At 71.0% G+C, this 17,957-nt stretch carries 16 protein-coding genes; 6 read left to right on the forward strand and 10 right to left on the reverse strand.

Annotation, left to right across the window (positions count from 1 at the left end; genetic code table 11):
* Nucleotides 1-290: 290 nt before the first annotated feature.
* Genes A4W93_RS25035 through A4W93_RS25045 form a run of 3 tightly spaced genes read left to right on the forward strand, consistent with a single transcriptional unit; the run spans nt 291 to nt 1,446 of the window.
* Nucleotides 291-518 carry a hypothetical protein gene (locus tag A4W93_RS25035; protein ID WP_085753201.1) on the forward strand — a complete coding sequence of 76 codons (228 nt, stop codon included), beginning with the start codon at nt 291-293 and terminating at the stop codon, nt 516-518.
* 13 nt (nt 519-531) lie between these two features.
* Complete coding sequence (locus A4W93_RS25040) at nt 532-858, forward strand: hypothetical protein (RefSeq protein WP_085753202.1); 327 nt, start codon at nt 532-534, stop codon at nt 856-858.
* Nucleotides 859-1,446: a DNA-3-methyladenine glycosylase gene (locus A4W93_RS25045; RefSeq protein ID WP_085753203.1), complete on the forward strand. Its 588-nt coding sequence runs from the start codon at nt 859-861 to the stop codon at nt 1,444-1,446.
* Nucleotides 1,447-1,454: 8 nt separating this feature from the next.
* Here A4W93_RS25045 and A4W93_RS29925 read toward each other — a convergent pair whose 3' ends face one another.
* Nucleotides 1,455-1,625, reverse strand: coding sequence for a hypothetical protein (locus A4W93_RS29925; RefSeq protein WP_157131771.1), 171 nt, complete (start codon nt 1,623-1,625; stop codon nt 1,455-1,457).
* Between the two features lie 112 nt (nt 1,626-1,737).
* On the opposite strand from A4W93_RS29925, the gene A4W93_RS25050 reads away from it, so the two are divergent.
* Entirely contained in the window at nt 1,738-2,631 is an 894-nt protein-coding gene (locus A4W93_RS25050; RefSeq protein WP_085753204.1) for a LysR family transcriptional regulator, read from the forward strand.
* Here the strand turns inward: A4W93_RS25050 and A4W93_RS25055 are convergent.
* The 4 genes from A4W93_RS25055 to czcI form a co-directional block, all read right to left on the reverse strand.
* Nucleotides 2,594-5,776, reverse strand: a complete 3,183-nt coding sequence (locus A4W93_RS25055; RefSeq protein ID WP_085753205.1) for a CusA/CzcA family heavy metal efflux RND transporter — start codon at nt 5,774-5,776, stop codon at nt 2,594-2,596. The two genes, A4W93_RS25050 and A4W93_RS25055, sit on opposite strands and share 38 nt — an antisense overlap.
* A 13-nt stretch (nt 5,777-5,789) precedes the next feature.
* Complete coding sequence (locus tag A4W93_RS25060; RefSeq protein ID WP_085753206.1) at nt 5,790-7,052, reverse strand: efflux RND transporter periplasmic adaptor subunit; 1,263 nt, start codon at nt 7,050-7,052, stop codon at nt 5,790-5,792.
* A 7-nt stretch (nt 7,053-7,059) separates the two neighbouring features.
* A complete protein-coding gene (locus A4W93_RS25065) occupies nt 7,060-8,328 on the reverse strand; it encodes a TolC family protein (RefSeq protein ID WP_085753207.1) in 1,269 nt (422 codons plus the stop codon).
* Nucleotides 8,329-8,426: 98 nt separating this feature from the next.
* Nucleotides 8,427-8,786, reverse strand: a complete 360-nt coding sequence (czcI, locus tag A4W93_RS25070) for a cation efflux protein, CzcI family (protein WP_085753208.1) — start codon at nt 8,784-8,786, stop codon at nt 8,427-8,429.
* A 138-nt stretch (nt 8,787-8,924) separates the two neighbouring features.
* On the opposite strand from czcI, the gene A4W93_RS25075 reads away from it, so the two are divergent.
* Nucleotides 8,925-9,218: a 2TM domain-containing protein gene (locus A4W93_RS25075; RefSeq protein ID WP_099959986.1), complete on the forward strand. Its 294-nt coding sequence runs from the start codon at nt 8,925-8,927 to the stop codon at nt 9,216-9,218.
* 9 nt (nt 9,219-9,227) lie between these two features.
* Here the strand turns inward: A4W93_RS25075 and A4W93_RS25080 are convergent, their stop codons facing one another.
* Nucleotides 9,228-10,739 (reverse strand): hypothetical protein, encoded by a 1,512-nt coding sequence (locus A4W93_RS25080; RefSeq protein ID WP_085753209.1) that lies wholly within the window; start codon nt 10,737-10,739, stop codon nt 9,228-9,230.
* Between the two features lie 132 nt (nt 10,740-10,871).
* Between A4W93_RS25080 and A4W93_RS25085 the strand changes: the two genes are divergently transcribed.
* A complete protein-coding gene (locus A4W93_RS25085) occupies nt 10,872-11,300 on the forward strand; it encodes a hypothetical protein (RefSeq protein WP_085753210.1) in 429 nt (142 codons plus the stop codon).
* 4 nt (nt 11,301-11,304) lie between these two features.
* On the opposite strand, the gene A4W93_RS25090 is transcribed toward A4W93_RS25085, so the two are convergent.
* The 4 genes from A4W93_RS25090 to A4W93_RS30755 form a co-directional block, all read right to left on the reverse strand.
* Nucleotides 11,305-11,868, reverse strand: a complete 564-nt coding sequence (locus A4W93_RS25090; protein WP_085753211.1) for a PEP-CTERM sorting domain-containing protein — start codon at nt 11,866-11,868, stop codon at nt 11,305-11,307.
* A 68-nt stretch (nt 11,869-11,936) separates the two neighbouring features.
* Nucleotides 11,937-14,186: a phosphocholine-specific phospholipase C gene (locus A4W93_RS25095; protein WP_085753212.1), complete on the reverse strand. Its 2,250-nt coding sequence runs from the start codon at nt 14,184-14,186 to the stop codon at nt 11,937-11,939.
* 169 nt (nt 14,187-14,355) lie between these two features.
* Nucleotides 14,356-15,834, reverse strand: a complete 1,479-nt coding sequence (locus A4W93_RS25100) for a hypothetical protein (protein ID WP_085753213.1) — start codon at nt 15,832-15,834, stop codon at nt 14,356-14,358.
* 154 nt (nt 15,835-15,988) lie between these two features.
* Nucleotides 15,989-17,572: a methyl-accepting chemotaxis protein gene (locus A4W93_RS30755; protein ID WP_085753214.1), complete on the reverse strand. Its 1,584-nt coding sequence runs from the start codon at nt 17,570-17,572 to the stop codon at nt 15,989-15,991.
* Nucleotides 17,573-17,957 lie beyond the last annotated feature (385 nt).

The following is a 17,957-nucleotide window of genomic DNA, read 5'->3' on the forward strand; positions in this document are numbered from 1 at the left end:
GGTTCGAGAAGTCGACCCGGAAGTCACCGAACGCCTGAGGCCCCCGCGCCTTCAGGCGCCGGGCCAGCTGTGCGCCGCCGCCCGCAGCGCCACCTGCGCCGCGAGGCACCCTTCGAGGTGGAACGGCGTGGGTTCCGTCCCGCGCCCCGAGCGGGCCCCGAGCGCACGGCTCCGTACAGCCCCGGGCCCGTTCGCCTGGCCTGTTTTCCTACACGCAGCAAAGCCGCGCCCTGATGCACCGTGCCAGTGCCGCGGCTTATCGTGATCTCGTCAAGCAGCCGGAGCACACGATGTCGACCTGGGATTTCACGGAGGCGAAAAAGCCAGCCGAGCGGTCCCTGCGCAAGGACTTGGCCTTCGCCGCCGCGGCCTTCGCCCGGCGCCGCCACGACCTGGTCCGCGGCGACATGGCGATGCGCCTGCATGCACAGGGCTGGATCGAATGGCACGAGGGACATCTTCGCCTCTCGCGCGAGGGCGCAGCAATCTGCGACGGGTACCTCGCGAGCCACTGGTGACCGGAGGCGCCCCTTGCACGACTTCGCCGATGTCGAGCTGCCCGCCGGTTCGTTCGCCCGCCTCGCGCAGCTTTGCGCGGCCGACACACGCTTCCCGAAGGACCTGCAGGATTGGGAAGCGCGCGTCTCGCACGACACCGAGGCCGCGCACCGCGGTGGCCATCCATCGCAGCCGATGCGGATCGACCCCGACCGCTTTGAACGCTGGTGCCACACGTTCGAAGTTCCGCCCTGCCTCGATTCGTTCAGGGCGTACTGCATCATCCACCGCCTGCCGCGTGGCCATCACCACTACGGACCGACCGCGCTCGACTCGGAGGCCGGCCCGCTCGAGCCCTGAATGCGTGACCCGGCGTGGCCTCCGCCCGCGGTGCTCTCGGGCGTCGATTTCAACGCCCCATCGATCGAAGTCGCCCGCGCGCTCATCGGCGTGGGATTGTTCGTCGACGGCGTGGGCGGCCGCATCGTCGAGACCGAGGCCTACGACGAGGACGACCCGGCCTCGCACAGCCACCGGGGTCCGTCGACGCGGAACGGCGCGATGTTCGGGCCACCCGCGCACACGTACGTCTACCGCTCCTACGGCATCCACTGGTGCCTGAACCTGGTCTGCCGCGAGGCCGGGCATGGCGCCGGGGTGCTGATCCGGGCGATCGAACCCACCGCAGGCCTCGCGGTCATGCGGCAGCGGCGCGGGGACGTCGGCGACCGGCAGCTGTGCGCCGGCCCGGGCCGCGTGGCGCAGGCGCTCGGCATCACGGGCGACCACGGCGCGCTGCCGCTTGACCACCCGCCGTTCGAACTGCGCGCAGCCGACACACCGTGCGAAGTGGCCTGCGGCGTGCGCATCGGCATCTCGAAGGCGGCGGAGCAGCCGTGGCGATTCGGCCTGGCCGGCTCGCGGTTCGTGAGCCGGCCGTTCCGCTGACGCGGTCGTCAGTTCGAGGCCGCCGACGCCGGCGTGCCCGGCATCGTCGAGCTGGTCGTGCCCGTGGCCGGCGTGTCGGCCGGCGTGCCCGTCTGGTTCGTGTCCTTGCGACCGCAGCCGGCAGTGGCCGCGAGTAGCGCAGCGGCCAGGACGAGGGCGAGGGGATGTCGGACGTTCATGCGGATCTCCTGGGAGTGGGTGACCCGCGTGCGGCAAACGGCATGCCCCGTCGCCCCGGGGTTCATGAAGCAGAATGCCACTGCTCCAACATTCAATGAACCGGATTCATCCATGATCGAACGCAGCCACCTGGCCATCGTGCAGGAGGTCGACAAGCAGGGGTCCCTCACCGCCGCGGCGGGTGTGCTGTGCCTGACCCAGTCGGCACTGAGCCACGCGATGAAGAAGCTCGAGCAGCAGCTGGGCACCGACATCTGGCTGCGCGAGGGCCGCAGCCTGCGCCTCACGCAGGCCGGCGAGTACCTGCTGGCCGTGGCCAACCGCGTGCTGCCGCAGCTCGACCTCGCCGAGGCCCGCCTGAAGCAGTACGCGCAGGGCGAGCGCGGCACGCTGCGCATCGGCATGGAGTGCCACCCCTGCTACCAGTGGCTGCTGAAGGTGGTGTCGCCGTACCTCGCCGCGTGGCCCGACGTCGACGTGGACGTGAAGCAGAAGTTCCAGTTCGGCGGCATCGGCGCGTTGTTCGGCTTCGAGATCGACATGCTCGTCACGCCCGACCCGCTCCACAAGGCCGGGCTGCTGTGGGAACCGGTGTTCGACTACGAGCAGGTGCTCGTGGTGGCGAAGGACCATCCCCTCGCGGACGTGCCGCACGTGAAGCCCAAGCAGCTGCTCGACGAGGTGCTCGTCACGTACCCGGTCGCCACGGACCGCCTCGACATCTACACCCAGTTCCTGATGCCGGCAGGCATCTCGCCCCGCCGCCACAAGACCATCGAGACCACGGACATCATGCTGCAGATGGTGTCGAGCGGCCGCGGCGTGGCCGCCCTGCCCCGCTGGCTCGCCGAGGAGTACGCGTTGAAGATGCCCGTGGTGGCCGTGCGGCTGGGCGCCAGGGGCATCGCGAAGCAGATCTTCCTCGGCATCCGCGAGGCGGATGCCGGGACGGACTACGTGAACGCGTTCATCCAGCTGGCGCGCGCATCGGCGACACGGGCGTAGCCGCCTCGAAGACCGCCTCCTCCTCGTCCCGCCCATGCACCAGCCGGTACAGCACCGGCAGCACCAGCAGCGTGAGCACGGTGGAGGACAGGATGCCGCCGATCACCACGGTCGCGAGCGGGCGCTGCACCTCGGCGCCCGTGCCGGTGGCCAGTGCCATCGGCACGAAACCGAGCGATGCGACGAGGGCCGTCATCAGCACCGGCCGCAGCCGGGTCAGCGCGCCGTCGTGGATCGCCGCGTCGAGCGGCTGCCCGGCCTCGCGCAGGTTGCGGATGAACGACAGCATCACGAGGCCGTTGAGCACCGCGACGCCGCACAGTGCGATGAATCCCACCGCGGCCGAGATCGACAGCGGGATGCCGCGCAACCACAGCGCGACGATGCCGCCGGTCAGTGCGAACGGAATGCCGGTGAACACCAGCAGCCCGTCCCGCAGGTTGCCGAACATCGCGAACAGCAGCGTGAACACGAGCAGCAGCGACACGGGCACGACCACCTTCAGCCGGTTCGTCGCCGACTGCAGGTTCTCGAACTGGCCGCCCCAGGTCATCCAGTAGCCCGTCTCCAGCTTGACCTGCCGCTGGATCGCCTGTTCGGCCTCGGCCACGAAGCCGCCGATGTCGCGCCCGCGCACGTTCGCGCTGACCACCACGCGGCGCTTGCCGTCCTCGCGGCTGACCTGGTTCGGGCCGGGGGCGACCGACAGCGACGCCACCTCGCTCAGCGGGATGAACCGCTGCGGGCCCTCGCCGCTGCGCGGCAGCGCGACGGGCAGGCGCTGGATGGCGTCCTGGTCGGCGCGCAGGCGCTCGGGCAGTCGCACGAGGATGTCGAAGCGGCGGTCACCCTCGAACACCGTGCCGGCCTCGCGCCCGCCCACCGCCGTGGCCAGCGTGTCCTGCACGTCCTGGACGTTCAGGCCGTAGCGCGCGGTCTTCTCGCGGTCGATCTGCACGGTCAGCATCGGCAGGCCCGTGGTCTGCTCGACGTTGACCTCGGTCGCGCCCCGCACGCCCTGCAGCACGCCCGCGATGCGGGTCGCCGTGTCCTCGAGCACGTCCATGTCGTCGCCGAACACCTTGACCGCGACGTCGGACCGCACGCCCGAGATCAGCTCGTTGAACCGGAGCTGGATGGGCTGCGAGAACTCGTAGTTCTGGCCCGGCAGCGTCGCCAGTTCGGCCTTCACGGCCGCGAGCAGTTCGTCGCGCGTGCGGCGCGGCTCGGGCCATTCGCCCGCGGGCTTGAGCATCACGTAGCTGTCGGAGATGTTGGGCGGCATCGGGTCGGCCGCGATCTCGGCCGTGCCGGTGCGGGCGAACACGCGGTCGATCTCCGGGAACTTCGCCTTCAGCGTGTGTTCCAGCTGCTGCTGCATCGCGACCGACTGCGACAGGCTCGTGCCCGGGATGCGCAGCGCCTGCACCGCGAAGTCGCCCTCGTTCAGGCTCGGCACGAACTCGCTGCCCAGCCGCGTGGCCAGCAGGCCCGACAGCACCACGACCACGGCCGCGGCGGTGAGCACGAGCGGCTTGGCCGACATCACCCGGCGCAGCAGCGGCTCGTACACCTGCCGCGCCCAGCCCATCAGGCGGTTCTCCTTCTCGGCGACCTTGTCGCCGATGAACAGCGCGACGGCCGCGGGCACGAAGGTGATCGACAGGATCATCGCGCCGATGAGCGCGATCACCACGGTGAACGCCATCGGGTGGAACATCTTCCCCTCGACCCCGGCCAGCGCGAAGATCGGCAGGTACACGACCATGATGATCAGCTGCCCGAAGAGCAGCGGCCGGCGGGCTTCCTGCGACGCGAGGAACACCTCGTGGAAGCGTTCGGCGCGCGTGAGCGGGCGGCCGTGGTGCGCCTGCGCATGCGCGAGGCGCCGCACGCAGTTCTCCACGATCACCACGGCGCCGTCGATGATGATGCCGAAGTCGAGCGCGCCCAGGCTCATCAGGTTCGCGCTGACCTTCTGGTTCACCATGCCGGAGAACGTGAACAGCATCGACAGCGGGATCACCATCGCCGTGAGCACGGCCGCGCGGATGTTCCCGAGGAAGAGAAACAGCACGGCGATCACGAGCACCGCCCCTTCGAGCAGGTTCTTCTTCACCGTGGCGATGGCCTTGTCGACCAGCACCGTGCGGTCGTACACCGTGACGGCGTGCACCCCGGCCGGAAGCCCGCGGTTGATCTCCACCATGCGCTTGTCCACGGCCTGCGACACGGTGCGGCTGTTCTCGCCGATCAGCATGAAGACGGTGCCGAGCACCACCTCGCGGCCGTTGTCGGTGGCAGCCCCCGTGCGCAACTCCCTGCCGATCTCGACGGTGGCGACGTCTTTGATGCGCACCGGCACGCTGCCCTGGTTGCGCAGCACCACGTTGCCGATGTCCGTCATCGACCGCACCTGGCCCGGCGCGCGGATCAGGTACTGCTCGCCCTGGCGCTCGATGTAGCCGGCGCCGACGTTCGCGTTGTTGCGCTCCAGCGCGGCGACGACATCCCCGAGCGTGAGCCCGTGCGCGGACAGCTTCGTCGGATCGGGGGCGACGTGGTACTCCTTCGCGAAGCCGCCGATCGAGTTGATCTCGGTGACCCCGGGCACGGTGCGCAGCTGCGGCTTGATGACCCAGTCCTGGATCTCGCGCAGGTCGGTGGGCGTGTACGGACTGCCATCCGGCTTCGCCGCGCCCTCCTGCGCCTCCACGGTCCACTGGTAGATCTCGCCGAGGCCGGTGGAGATGGGGCCGATCGCGGGCGTCACGCCGGGCGGCAGCTGGTCGCGTGCGCCCTGGATGCGCTCGTTGACGAGTTGCCGCGCGAAGTAGATGTCGGTGCCGTCCCGGAAGATGACCGTGACCTGCGAGAGCCCGTAGCGCGAGAGCGACCGGGTCTGCTGCAGGCCGGGCAGGCCGGCCATCACGGTCTCGACGGCGTAGGTCACGCGCTGCTCGGTCTCGAGCGGCGAATAGCCCGGCGCCTCGGTGTTGACCTGCACCTGGACGTTCGTGATGTCCGGCACCGCGTCGATGGGGAGCTTCTGGTAGTTGTAGACGCCGAGGGCCGCCATCCCGAGGACGGCGAGCAGCACCAGCCACCGTTGCTCGATGGCGAAGCGGATGATTCGTTCGAACATGGGGGGGTCCTCGTCAGTGCGAATGCGTGGCCGAGGCCTTGCCGGCCTCCGACTTGACGACGAAGCTGCCGGCAGCGGCGTAGCGGTCACCGGCGCTCAGGCCCTTCACCACCTCGACCCGAGCCCCGTCGGCGCGCCCCGTCGACACGGGACGTGCCACGAAGCCCGCCTCCGTCCGCACGAACACCACGCTCTGGTTCCCGACGGTCTGGATCGCATCGGCCGCCACGGCAACCGGCACCGGTGTCTCGTCGCCGCTCACCTCGACGTCGACGAACAATCCGGGGCGCCACAGCGCCTTCGGGTTGTCGACCACCATGCGCGCCTGGGCGGTGCGCGTCTGCTCGCCGATGAGCGAGCCCACGTAGGCGACCCGACCCGAGGCCACCTGGTCGAAAGCGCTCGCGCGGATGCGGATCTGCTCGCCCACGCGGACCCGCGGCAGGTCCCGGGCCGGCACGTCGATGCGGGCCCACACGGTGCGGAGGTCCGAGAGCGTGAAGACCTGCGTGTCCTCGCGCACCTGTTCGCCGAGCGAGATGTGTTTCTCGACCACGGTGCCGTCGAACGGTGCGCGCAACTCGAACCGGTTCAGGTTCCCCGTGCCCGGGCCGGCACCCACCGCCTGCAGCTTCTGCCGCGCGTTGTTCACCGCGATCTCCGCCTCGCGCAGCGCCGCCTCGGCCTGCAGCACGTCCTGCTGCGGCGAGATCTTCTGCTCCCACAGCGCCTTCTCGCGCTCATGGGTCGACCGCGCGAGCTGCAGCCGCGTCGTCGCCGCCTGCAGTTCGGCCCGCAGTTCCGAGACCGCCGAGCTGCCGATGACGGCCAGCACCTGGCCCTTCCTCACCGCTTGGCCGAGCGCCACGGGCACGGCCTCGACCACCCCCGTCACGCGGGGCACGACGTGGGCCGTGCGGTCCTCGTTGAAGCCGATCTCGCCGGGCAGGCGCAGCGTGGCGCGGAGGGCGGCGGGACCGGCGGTCTCCACCGCGATGCCGGCCGCCTTGATCTGCTCGGCGGTCATCGCGACCGTGCCTTCCGCGGGTTCCTCGTGGTGTTCACCCCCCTCGGCGTGGTCGTGGTCGTGGCCGTCTTTCTCCTCGCCGTGGTGTTCCGCGTCGGCGTGGCCCTTCGCTTCGTCATGGCCGTGGCCTGCTTCCGAGGCGGGTCTGGCGCCGAGGATCGCGGCGGCCCCGGCCCCGCCGAGGAGCAGCACGAGGACGATGGCGATCAGTTGTTTGCGGCCGAGGGCCGTGTTCGTCGTCTGGTTCATGGGAATCTCAGTGTTCGTTGTCCGCGGCGCCGAGGCGGCGCTCGAGTTCGGCGGCGGCGCGGTGGGCCGATGCCAGCGTGGTCAGGTACTGGGAGCGCGCGAGCAGCCACGTGCGCTGCGCGTCGAGCACCTCGATGAAGTCGAACTTGCCCAGTTCGAAGCCGCGGCTCGCCGCCTCGTAGGCGCTGCGTGCGCCGGGGAGGACCTCCTCGCGCAGGATCTGCACCTCGCCCGCCAGGGCCTGCAGCTGGTCGATGCCCTGCAGCACCTCGGCCTCGACCCGCCGCGCCTCGGCCAGCGCCAGGGCTTCGGCCGCGTCCCGGCGGCGCAGGGCCTCGTGCTGGGCGCCGCGGTTCGTGTCGAACACCGGCAGCGGGATCGAGAAGCCGATCACCGGCTGGTTGCGGCCCAGCTCCTGCGAGCGCTTGGTGCCGAGGCTCAGCGTCAGGTCGGGGATGCGCCGGGCCCGCTCGAGTTGGTAGGCCGCCCCCGCGCGATCGACCTCGCCCCGCGCACGCTGCAACAGCGGCGAATGGTCGATTCGCCGACGCAGCGTGTCGCCGGCCGGCAGCGGCGGGAGCGCCTCCGCCCGACCGTCGAGCCGGCCCGACGGGCCGCGGGGCTCGCCCATGGCCACGCCGAGCGCGAGCATCGCGCGCTGGCGGTCCGACTCGGCCTGGCGCAGCTCGATGCGCGCGTTGGACTCGGCGACCCGGGCGCGGGTCTCCTCGGTCGGCGACACCTTGCCGGCGGCGACCCGGCGCGTCGCCGCGGCCGTGCCACTCGCCGCGATGCGCAGCGATTCCTCGGTGACACCGACCCGCTCCTGGGCGATCAGGGCGTCGAAGAAGGCCTGGACGGTGTCCGCGCGGACCTCGGCCCGGCGGGCGGCGAGGTCCGCGTCGGCGACGGCCCGGCCGCTGCGGGCCAGCGCGACCCGCGCCGAGCGTTTGCCGCCCAGCTCGATGGGCTGGTTCAGCAGGAACGTGGTGGTGCGGGTGTCACGCCCCGCGTCCTCCTGTTCCACGCCGAGCGTCGGGTTGGGCCACACGCCCGCCTGGTCGACGGCACCGTCCGCGGCGTCGACCTCGGCCGACGCGGCGCGCAGCCGCGGATGCTGATGAAGCGCGGCCTGGAGGGCCGCCTCCAGCGTCAGGCCGGGACGTTCGGCCACGGGGGGTGATGGAAGGGCAGGCACGGGCGCCTGGGCGAAGGCCGTGGACACGGCCAGGGAAATCAGTGCCGCGCACAGGGGCGGCACGCAGGTTCTGCGCATCGAATGCTCCAAGGGGTTGCTAAGGCAGCCGGATGGGATTCGACGAGGGCAGCAGCGTCAGGTGGGAAAGGGGTTGGGCCTGGGGTGCGCTCGCCGAATCAGGCGAGGCCCCAGTTGGGCCGTTCGAGGCGATCGGGCTCGCGGGTCTGGAGCGGGTGCACGGTGCCGGCGGGTGCATGGCGGCCGTTCAGCGCGGGCACGGCCAGCGGCTCGGCCTGCAGCGGCTTGAGGGCCGTCAGATGGCAGGAGCCGCAGTCGTTGTCGCTCGCGAACTTGGCGAGCTTCACCGCATCGCGGGTGTCCTTCCCGGCCTGCACGGCGTCTTCGTGTTCGTGCTCGTGGTGGCCCACGTGCCGTGCGGCCGGCGCGGCTTCGTGCTGGCAGTACACGGCCGCCGCCGCCCAGGTGAACTGGAGCGGCAGGAGGACGAGCAGCAGCAGGGAAAGCCAGCGACGCATGGGGCGAGATTATAGGGAGGGCCCCGTTCGCGCCGTGCCACCGGCGGTTCACGCCGTCCGGACACGGTCCGTCGCATGGGGGTCGTCACCCGGGGACGCCTGGCGCACGATGCCTCCCATCCCACCCGGAGATCCACCATGAACCACCCCACCCTCCCCCGTGACGACGCATCGCTGACCCGCCTGGCCCGCCGCCGCGTGGCGATCAAGACCGGCTGGATGATCCATGCCCTGGTGTTCGTCGCCGTGAACCTCGGCCTCTTCGTGCTGAACAGCGTGACCGGCGGCCTGCGGTGGCACATGTTCCCGCTGGCCGGCTGGGGGCTCGGCCTGGCGATCCATGGGCTGGTCGTGCTGCTGGTGCTCGGCAACTGGCGCGACCGCCTGGTCGCCCGCGAGGTCGAGCGGCTGCGCACCCCGGCCGCGCATTGAGCCGGCGGCTCACTTGTCCTCGAGGTACGCCGCGTCGTTGATCCAGGCGCTCGTGCGCTTGTCGTCCCACGGGAACGAGAAGACGCGAGCGACCTGGCCGTTGTCGAAGTGCAGTTCGAGGGCGTAGCGGTCGACCGTGTAGGTGCCGCGGTTGCCCGCGCCGTCGCCGCCCGCACGCTGGTTCGAGACGGTGACGCCGCCGCCGCTCGCGAAGCCGGACGTCTGCGAGCCCTTCGTGTCGCGCACCGTGGTCTGCCCGGCGGTGAAGCCGTTCATGGCCGCCATCGAGCCGGCGCCGCTCTGCGAGAAGCCGAGGCTGCTGAAGCGGCCGTCGCGCTTGAAGAACCACACCTGCTTCGTGTAGGTGCCGCCCGTGGCGATGCTGCCGTAGAAGTCGGACTTGGCGAAACCGCCCTCGATGGACGGGCCGTCGGGCCAGGGTTTCACGCGCCACATGCCGGTGACGGGTTTCCAGTCCTCGCTCAGGCGTCCGCGGGCATCGGCCCGGCGTACCAGGTACTTGCCGCCCCCCGCCGACTTCCAGCGGTGCCAGTACTGGGGCTCCAGGTCGCGCGAGGCCTTGACGTCGAGGTCCGACGGCGGCGGCGCGCCCGGGCGGTCGTACAGCCAGCCGTCGTCGAGCAGCAGCATCGCGGCCTTGCCCGAGAACAGCACGGCCTCGATGTCGCCGGATCCGACACCGCCCCCCGGTTTCGTGCGCACGCGGTCGAGCGGCACGCCCTTGCGCACGAGCCAGTCCGCATCGGACCCCGTGGCCGCCACGAGCCGGGACGGGTCGGCCACCACGCGGCCGTCCTGCAGGAAGGCCACGGTCGACGGCAGTTCGTTCAGCGTGCCGGCCAGCACGATCTCCCGGCCTTCGTGGGCCGCCAGCGAAAAGCCCGGCGCGATCGACAGGCGCGCGACCCAGGTGCCGTCGTCCTGCACGAGGAACCAGCGGTCGCCGCGTTTCACCGCCGTGCCCTTCACGAACAGCGGCGCACGCAGGCGGCTGCGGCGTTCGTCGAGCGAACCCGTGGCGTAGTGGCGCTGGAGCTGGGCGACGGTGAACACCGTGCCGCTGGCGGACACCCCCTGCGGCGCGGTCGACGGCGATGCGGCCTCGGCGTACGCCAGCGGGTACCTGGCCCGCATGTCCATCCCGGCCTCGCGCCAGGCCGCGGGCAGCGCAGCACACACCACGTCGGGCGCGCCACGCTCGGCCATCTTCGCGTGCAGCGCCGACTCGTTCGACACGACCGACTGCCGCACCTTCTCGATCCACGCGGGATCGGTGCGCCGCGTCACCGCCTCGACGTCGTTGCGCTGCCGCCACTCGGTCCACGCGGCGCGGACCTTCGCCACCTGGCCCGGCGCACGTTCGTCGCAGAAGACCACGGTGGACTGGTTGGCGAGGTCGGTGGCGACCACCGAGGCGCGCGCGGTGGTGGCATCCGGGCCGGATGCCATGGCGGCCGTGGCGAACAGCGCGGCCACGAGGCCGGCCCGGACGTGTTGCATGTGGAGCTCCCTGGAGCGCGCGATGCTAGGGACCGCCGGGCGCGGGTGACATCCCTAACCCGGAGCTCCCGAGGCCGTCGCCATTGCCGTAGAGTCGGCGCCCATTCAGAACCACTGACCTGGGGAGGTCGCGTGATCGAAGGTCTCCGTTCCACGTTCGCGAGGGCACTGCTCTCTGCGTTCGCCTGCACCACCGCCCACGCGGCCGACACGCCCCCTCCGGCGAACATGTCCGTCGAGATCGCCTACCCGTCGCCCCAGGCCGCGCTGGAAGCGCTGCGCGCCAAGCCCGGCGTCACGGTGCGCGAGGAGAACGGCTGGTTCGTCCTCAAGGAGCCGGGCGGCGTCTCCTTCTGGTCCATCACCCAGTCGACACACCCGGCCCACCCGACGGCGGTCCGGCGAACCCTCGTGCAGGATGCCGAAGGCATCCGCATGGTGATGCGCGTGCAGTGCGGCGCACCGAAGGAGACCTGCGACCGGGTGGCGCATCAGTTCCAGCAGGGCGACGCCCGGCTCGTGGAACAGCTGCGGCGGGCCGCGAAGGGCCCGCAGGGCTGACCGCTCAGGCGCGGCGACGCGCCACGCCCGCGACGATGCCGAAGCCCGCCAGCATCAGCGCGAGGGCGCCGGGTTCGGGCACCGGCGCGGCCGTGTAGCTGAAGTCGTCCATCACGTAGAAGGCGTGCTGCCCGCTCGAGACGACGACCGTGTCGACCGCGCCGTCCCAGCCCGCGTCGAGGAAGGCCGGCGTGTCGGTCAGCGACAGCGTGGTCGAGCTGGCGACGAGGTTGCCCTCGAAGTACAGGTCGAAGCGCACGGCGGCTTCGGTGTAGCCGGCGAACCAGGCGCCGTCGAACACGGTGGGGGCGTTGAAGCGGATGGTGCTGGCGGTGTCGTCGCTGCCCCAGCCCATCGTCACGCGGCCCTGGCCGGAGTGGGCGGTGTACGGCGACATCCCGGTCGTCAGCACGGACCAGGTGGAACCCGACCAGTCCAGACCGCCGTACGAGGCGGGCACGGCGGTGTAGTCGTCGATGCCGGCGATGTCGTCGAAGGTCAGCACGGTGGCCGAGGCGAAGGGGGCGCAGAGCGCGAGCGCGGCAGCAACCGCGAGGTGGCGAATCATGGGAAATCCTCTCGAAATCATGGGATCGGTGGCGGACCGGCGGCAACGCGCCGGCCCGTGACCGGGTGTCAGGCGCGTTGGCCCAGGGCGGGGTCGCTGACCGTGTGGCGACCGGTCTCGACGCGGCCGGCGAAGCGCCGCACGTACTCGGGGTGGCCGGTGACCTTGACGCTGAAGTCGTACCAGCAGTCGCTGCCCGTGACGGGCAGGCGCACGGTCAGTTCGCCGCGGGCCGCGACCGTGTGGGTGCTGGTCGACGTCACGTAGGCGTTGGCACCGAGCGTGAACGTGCAGGGCGCCGTGCCGGCGTTGACGTAGCGCAGCACCAGCTCGCCGGTGCGGCCGTCGCAGGTCACGTGCACGTCGGGCCGCGGCTGGCCGGCTGCGGCGGCGCGCAGCGCGCTGCCGGTGAAGTGGCGGTGGAAGCCGTTGGGGCCCAGCACCCACAGGTCGTACGCGCCACCGAGCGCGGGCGTCCAGGTGTCCGACAGCGACTTGCCCGCCTCGACCGTGTACCGGCGCGGCACCGCGGCGAGGTTGTTGCGGTCGTAGACGTGGAACACCGCGGCCTGCCCGCCCGTGTTGCCGAAGGTCAGCGCCACGCGCGTGGCGGCGAGGCTGGCCGCGCCCGGCTGGATCTCGCACGTGGTCGACAGCTCGTACGGCAGCGCGCGCGACGGGCGCGTGCCCGCCGCCACCTGCGGCAGCTGCGGCGATGCCGGCGGCGTGATCTGCTTGAGGCCTTCCTGCTGCTTGCGCAATGCGTCGGCCTGGGCCTTGTCGCGGCGGCCGGTCAGCACCGGCAGCACTTCGGTGTTGGGCGTGGCGAAGTTGAACGCGCTGGTCAGGTCACCGCAGACGGCGCGGCGGAACGGGCTGATGTTCGGCTCCATCACCCCGAAGCGCGCCTCGAGGAAGCGCAGCACGGACGTGTGGTCGAACACCTGCGAGTTGACCCAACCGCCGCGGCTCCACGGCGAGATCACGTACATCGGCACGCGCGGTCCGGGGCCGTAGACGCGGCCGTCCGGCGCGGGCTGGCGCGTGCTGCCGGCCGGCTTCGGGTGGGTGTAGTACTCGGCGGCCAGCGCCCCTTCGGCGAGCGTCGTCTTGCCGGCGTAGCCGCCCTTGCCGTCCGGCGACGGGGCCGACGGCGACGGCACGTGGTCGAAGTAGCCGTCGTTCTCGTCGAAGTTCACGATGAGGACGGTCTTGCTCCAGACCTCCGGCACCGCGGTCAGCGCGTCCAGCACTTCCTGCAGGAACCACGCGCCCTGCACGGGGCTCGACGGGCCGGGGTGTTCGCAGTAGATCGACGGGGCGTTGAGCCACGAGACGCTCGGCAGCTTGCCCTCGCGGATGTCGCGGCGGAACGCGTCGAGGTAGGTTTCGGGCGTGGTGCCGGGCAGCGTGTTGGCGATGCCCTTGTAGAGCGGGTTGTTCGCGTTGTCGGTGGCGGCGTCGTACGCGTGGTACGGCACGGCCTGGCCGGTGTTGGTGTAGGGCTTGCCCGGCGAGCCGCCGCTGGAGACGGGGTAGCCCGACGCGATGTTCGCGCGCTTGAACTGGCGGAACGCTCCCAGCATGTTGTCGCCCCATTCATCGGGCATGTTCTGGTAGCTGATCCAGCTGATGCCGGCCTGTTCGAGGCGCTCGGCGTAGGTCGTCCACGTGTAGCCGGTGTTCACGCCGCTCGCGAGCCCGTCGATGGCGTCCCATTCGTTCGTCACGAACGCGGTGCCGGTGGGGACGGCGCCGTTGGTGCCGGTCAGGAAGAACGAGCGGTTGGCGTCGGTGCCGGTGTGCATCGCGCAGTGGTACGCGTCGCAGATCGTGAAGGCGTTGGCCAGCGCGTACTGGAACGGGATCTCGGCTTCCTTGAAGTAGCCCATCGAGATCTGGTTCTTGTAGCGCGGCCACTGGTCCATGCGGCCGTGGTCCCAGGCCTGCTGGCTGTCGTTCCAGTCGTGCGGCGTGCCGCTCGCGCGCTGCGCGTTGCCCACGTCGCCGTTCAGGTGGAACGGCAGGATGACCTGGCCAGCGGCGTTGCGCTGCTGCCAGACGTTGCGGCTGTCGGGCAGCGGGATCGGGAAGCGGTCGGCGAAGCCGCGCACACCCGGCAGCATGCCGAAGTAGTGGTCGAAGGCCCGGTTCTCCTGCATCAGGATCACGACGTGTTCGACGTCGCGGATGGTGCCGGTCGCGTTGTTCGCGGGGATGGCCAGCGCGCGCTGGATGGAGGGCGGGAAGGCGCCGAAGGCGGCGGCTGCGAAGCCGGCGGAGGCGCTGCCCCGCAGGAAGGTGCGTCGAGAAGTCATGGCTGTACTGCGGCAGGGTGAAGGTCACGCGCCGGAGCGCGCGGCGGCGCCGTTCGACGGGCGTCCGCAAGGTGCAGCAGTCTCGGCCGGGGGGGTGTCTTCGCCATGACCCGGGCGACGCACGGCATGGTCCGATCGGACCATGCCCGCAGGCTTCAGCCCGGGCGGCTCAGGGCGTGAGCGTGCCGAAGGCCCAGCCGACGGACAGCGAGGCGGTGGGGGTGCCCCGTCCGCCATCGCCCAGCGCCTGCAGGTAGCCGAGGCCGGCCTTCACGCGCAGCCGGTCCTTCGGCACGATCCCTTCCCACTGGGCCCAGACCTCGCCGCCGCCGACCGCACCGCCGCGCACGTCCACGCCGCCACCGCCCGCGGCACCCACGACCCCTTCGGCCCCCAGGCGCACGCCGTTCATCCGCGGCGTCTTCGCCCCGACGCCGACGAGGCCGTACGAGAAGGCCCCGGCCTGGCCCCAGGCGGCGCTGCCCGCCTGCGCGATGCCGTACCAGGTGGGGTCGAAGTCGCGGGTGAACGTGAGACCCAGTCCGGTCACGTCGTCCTGGGTGCCGTCCTTGAAGTGGAGCTTCTGGAAGTGCTGCGTGGAGAGGTACCAGGCCATCTCCTGCACGGTGCCCGTGAGCAACGCGTACGGGGCGCGTGCACGCGACGGGTTTTCCAGCGGGAACGACAGCGACAGCCGCACCTGCTCCGACTGGTAGTGCCCGTCCGGCGCGGTGAGGTACGACGCGTCGGCGCGCAGCGTCGGACCCCACGGCGTGATCCAGCGCAGCGTCGGCCCGGCGCGCAGCAGCCAGCCGCTGCCCGTGTCGATGTCACCACCGCCACCGAGGCCGGCCGAGGCCTGGACGCCGACGCGCAGGTTCTCGCTGAAGAGCCCCCAGTCGGCACCCGCATTGCCGAGGACTTCCATGTAGCCATCCCGGCCGCCACCGGCCGCGCCCGACGCCTCGACACCCCACCAGCGTCCCGGCGCCACGTAGCGGCGCAGGTCGGCGCCGGCCTTGTCGAGGCGGTCGGTCAACGGTGCGCCGCTGCGGCTGCGGCTGCCATGGCGGAAGTTGGCAGTGCCCGCGCTCAGCGCGAACTCGTCGAACTTGAGGCCGGTGCGCGCATCGGCCCGGCCGGGCAGGCCCGCGTCCGTGGGCAGGAAGCTGAAGAAGCTGTCGGACCGGCCGATCACGACGGTCCACTGGGTGTCGCGGATGTTGCCGCTCGGGAAGTTCACGTGAGCCACGCCCAGGCCCGCGTACATCGGCCCGAAGTTGCGGCGCACCGACAACTCGGGCCGCAGCATGAACCCGCCCCCGACATCCGCTCCCTTCGCACTGGCGCCGCCGCCCGCGCCGGCGTAGAGGCCGGCCGCGAGGTGCCACTGCGACGAGAACAGCCGCCAGCGCCGCTGCGCCGTGACCCCGAGGGAGAACATGCCGCCGTAGTCGCCCTGGGCCGCGGCGTACACCGACGGACCGAAGCCCCAGTCGGGGTTGACCGCGACCATGTAGGTGCCGCCCAGCAGCGCCGTGCGGTCGCCGTTGGGCATCACGATGGGGGTCCAGTTGAATTCGGCGGCCGCCTCGCGGCGTTCCGGGTAGGCCCAGGTCGGCGGTGCGGAGTCGGTCGTGGCGCCCATCGCCGCGGTGGCGGCGAGGGTCAGGAGGGACGGGGCGAAAGCGCGAGGGAAAGCTCGGCGAGGGAGTTGGCGTGGCATCGGGACGGCAGCGGCAGTGGCGCGCTGGACGCGCGGACAGACCGGCGGTTGTAGCACGCCGGCGCCGGCGGCCGGTTCAACCCGTCTTCAGGCGGAAGTGCCCCACGATCGCCGACAACTTCCGCGCCTGGCCGTCCAGGCTCTCGGCAGCGGCGGCCGACTGCTCGACGAGCGCGGCGTTCTGCTGCGTCATCTGGTCCAGCTCGACCATGGTGCCGTTGACGTCGCCGAGACCTTGCGATTGCACGCGGGCCGCGGCGGTGATCTCGCCGATCATGTCCGACACCTTGTGAACGGACCCGACGATCTCGGTCATCGTGCGGCCGGCATCGTCGACGAGACGGGCACCCACGTCCACCCTGTCGACACTCGCTCCGATCAAGGCCTTGATCTCCTTCGCGGCGTTGGCCGATCGGCTGGCGAGGCTTCGCACCTCGCTCGCGACCACGGCGAAGCCGCGGCCCTGCTCGCCGGCGCGCGCCGCTTCCACCGCGGCATTCAGCGCGAGGATGTTGGTCTGGAAGGCGATGCCGTCGATGACGCCGATGATGTCCGCGATCTTCTTCGAACTGGCCTGGATCTCGTTCATCGTCTTGACCACATCGCCCACCACCGCGCCGCCGCGCTCGGCCACCTGGGCCGCGGACGAGGCGAGCAGGTTGGCCTGGTGCGCGGCGTCGGCCGACTGGGACACGGTGCCGGTAAGCCGGGCCATCGAGGACGAGGCCTGCTGCAGGTTCGACGCCGTGCGTTCGGTGCGCTGGCTGAGGTCGAGGTTGCCGGTGGCGATCTCGCTGCTCGCCGTGGCGATGCCCTGCGTCGTGGCCTGGAGTTCCTCGACGGTGGCGCTCCATCGGGTGCGCATCGCTTCCAGGCGCTCCAGCAGCTGCCCGGTCTCATCGCGGCTGCCAGTGGCGCGGATGGCCTGCGACAAGTCGCCCTCGGCCATGCGGTCGGCCTCGCTCACGGCCAGGCGCAGCGGAACCTTCACGGAAGCGGTGATGCGCCACGCGGCCAGCACGGCGAACCCGATGGCGATCATCGAGGCCACCAGCACGACGGCGATGCCGCCGTCGGCGCGTCGCACCAGCATCGCCTGCTGCTCCGCCACCACGGTGGCGGTGCGGGCCTGCAGCGTGTCGATGTCCGCGAGCCACTTGTCCTGGGCCTTGTTCCAGGCGTCGAGGTTGACGCGCAGTTCCATGCGCATGAGCACCGAGATCTCCTGCACGGCATTCGGCGAGGACGCCTGCTTCACCGCGCGGTCGAACACCTCGGCGGCGGCCTTGCGGTCGTCCGCGAGCGCGCCGAGGAGCTGCTGCTCCTCCGCATCGGCCCCGGCCAGCAGGGCCTTCGACAAGGTGTCGTAGGTCGCGTAGGCCTGGGTGAGTTTCCGGAGCTCCTTCGCCAGGTCCTCGTCCGCGGTGAGGATGCCGATGTTGCGCATGGACATGGCCTGCTGGTTGACCTGCAGGCGCATCTGCACGAGGCGGTCGGTCTTGGGACGCAGGTGTTCCTCCATCAGCGTCACACGCTGCCGGGTGTCACGCATGCTGACGACCGCCACCAGGGCGACGACGGCGAGGAGGAAGACGATGACACCGAAGCCGACGGACAGGCGCCGGGAGATGCTGGAGGAGCGGGTGAGGAACAGTGACATGGAGGAGTTCCGCGGATCAGGCGGCCAGGCGGCGCCCCGGCGCAGTACCAGGACCTTTTCGGTTATCGGCACGGCGCCGGGATCCTGCCTCAGGGAAAACACCAGCGCGCACGGGCGCGGTGGAGGTGTCGGTTCTCATTGAGCGTGGACGTCATCGCCGTGCTGGATCAATGACTTGCAGTAACGCTCATCATCGAGTGTGGAACTGAGTTTTCAGTAAGCATGGAATTCTCCGAACCGCGTTTCTTTTAGCGTGGAATTTTCGCCGAAGTGCGTTGCCTGGGTGTCCTGGTTCAACAATCCGTCGCTGGAACTCATCGGCTACATCCCACCCGCGGAGGCTGAGGCAAACTACTCCAGGCAACTCGCCGGTCGAACCGTCGCG

It is taken from the genome of Piscinibacter gummiphilus (genome assembly GCF_002116905.1).
GTDB classification, from domain to species: domain Bacteria; phylum Pseudomonadota; class Gammaproteobacteria; order Burkholderiales; family Burkholderiaceae_C; genus Rhizobacter; species Rhizobacter gummiphilus.

What these genes read in the sequence shown, in the direction of transcription:
- A4W93_RS25095 (WP_085753212.1), bottom strand. Translation starts at nt 14,186, where the DNA reads ATGACTTCTCGACGCACCTTCCTGCGGGGCAGCGCCTCCGCCGGCTTC.
- A4W93_RS25055 (WP_085753205.1), bottom strand. Translation starts at nt 5,776, where the DNA reads ATGTTCGAACGAATCATCCGCTTCGCCATCGAGCAACGGTGGCTGGTG.
- A4W93_RS25050 (WP_085753204.1), top strand. Translation starts at nt 1,738, where the DNA reads ATGATCGAACGCAGCCACCTGGCCATCGTGCAGGAGGTCGACAAGCAG.
- A4W93_RS25060 (WP_085753206.1), bottom strand. Translation starts at nt 7,052, where the DNA reads ATGAACCAGACGACGAACACGGCCCTCGGCCGCAAACAACTGATCGCC.
- A4W93_RS29925 (WP_157131771.1), bottom strand. Translation starts at nt 1,625, where the DNA reads ATGAACGTCCGACATCCCCTCGCCCTCGTCCTGGCCGCTGCGCTACTC.
- A4W93_RS25090 (WP_085753211.1), bottom strand. Translation starts at nt 11,868, where the DNA reads ATGATTCGCCACCTCGCGGTTGCTGCCGCGCTCGCGCTCTGCGCCCCC.
- A4W93_RS25080 (WP_085753209.1), bottom strand. Translation starts at nt 10,739, where the DNA reads ATGCAACACGTCCGGGCCGGCCTCGTGGCCGCGCTGTTCGCCACGGCC.
- A4W93_RS25100 (WP_085753213.1), bottom strand. Translation starts at nt 15,834, where the DNA reads ATGGGCGCCACGACCGACTCCGCACCGCCGACCTGGGCCTACCCGGAA.
- A4W93_RS25045 (WP_085753203.1), top strand. Translation starts at nt 859, where the DNA reads ATGCGTGACCCGGCGTGGCCTCCGCCCGCGGTGCTCTCGGGCGTCGAT.
- A4W93_RS25075 (WP_099959986.1), top strand. Translation starts at nt 8,925, where the DNA reads ATGAACCACCCCACCCTCCCCCGTGACGACGCATCGCTGACCCGCCTG.
- A4W93_RS30755 (WP_085753214.1), bottom strand. Translation starts at nt 17,572, where the DNA reads ATGTCACTGTTCCTCACCCGCTCCTCCAGCATCTCCCGGCGCCTGTCC.
- A4W93_RS25065 (WP_085753207.1), bottom strand. Translation starts at nt 8,328, where the DNA reads ATGCGCAGAACCTGCGTGCCGCCCCTGTGCGCGGCACTGATTTCCCTG.
- czcI (WP_085753208.1), bottom strand. Translation starts at nt 8,786, where the DNA reads ATGCGTCGCTGGCTTTCCCTGCTGCTGCTCGTCCTCCTGCCGCTCCAG.
- A4W93_RS25035 (WP_085753201.1), top strand. Translation starts at nt 291, where the DNA reads ATGTCGACCTGGGATTTCACGGAGGCGAAAAAGCCAGCCGAGCGGTCC.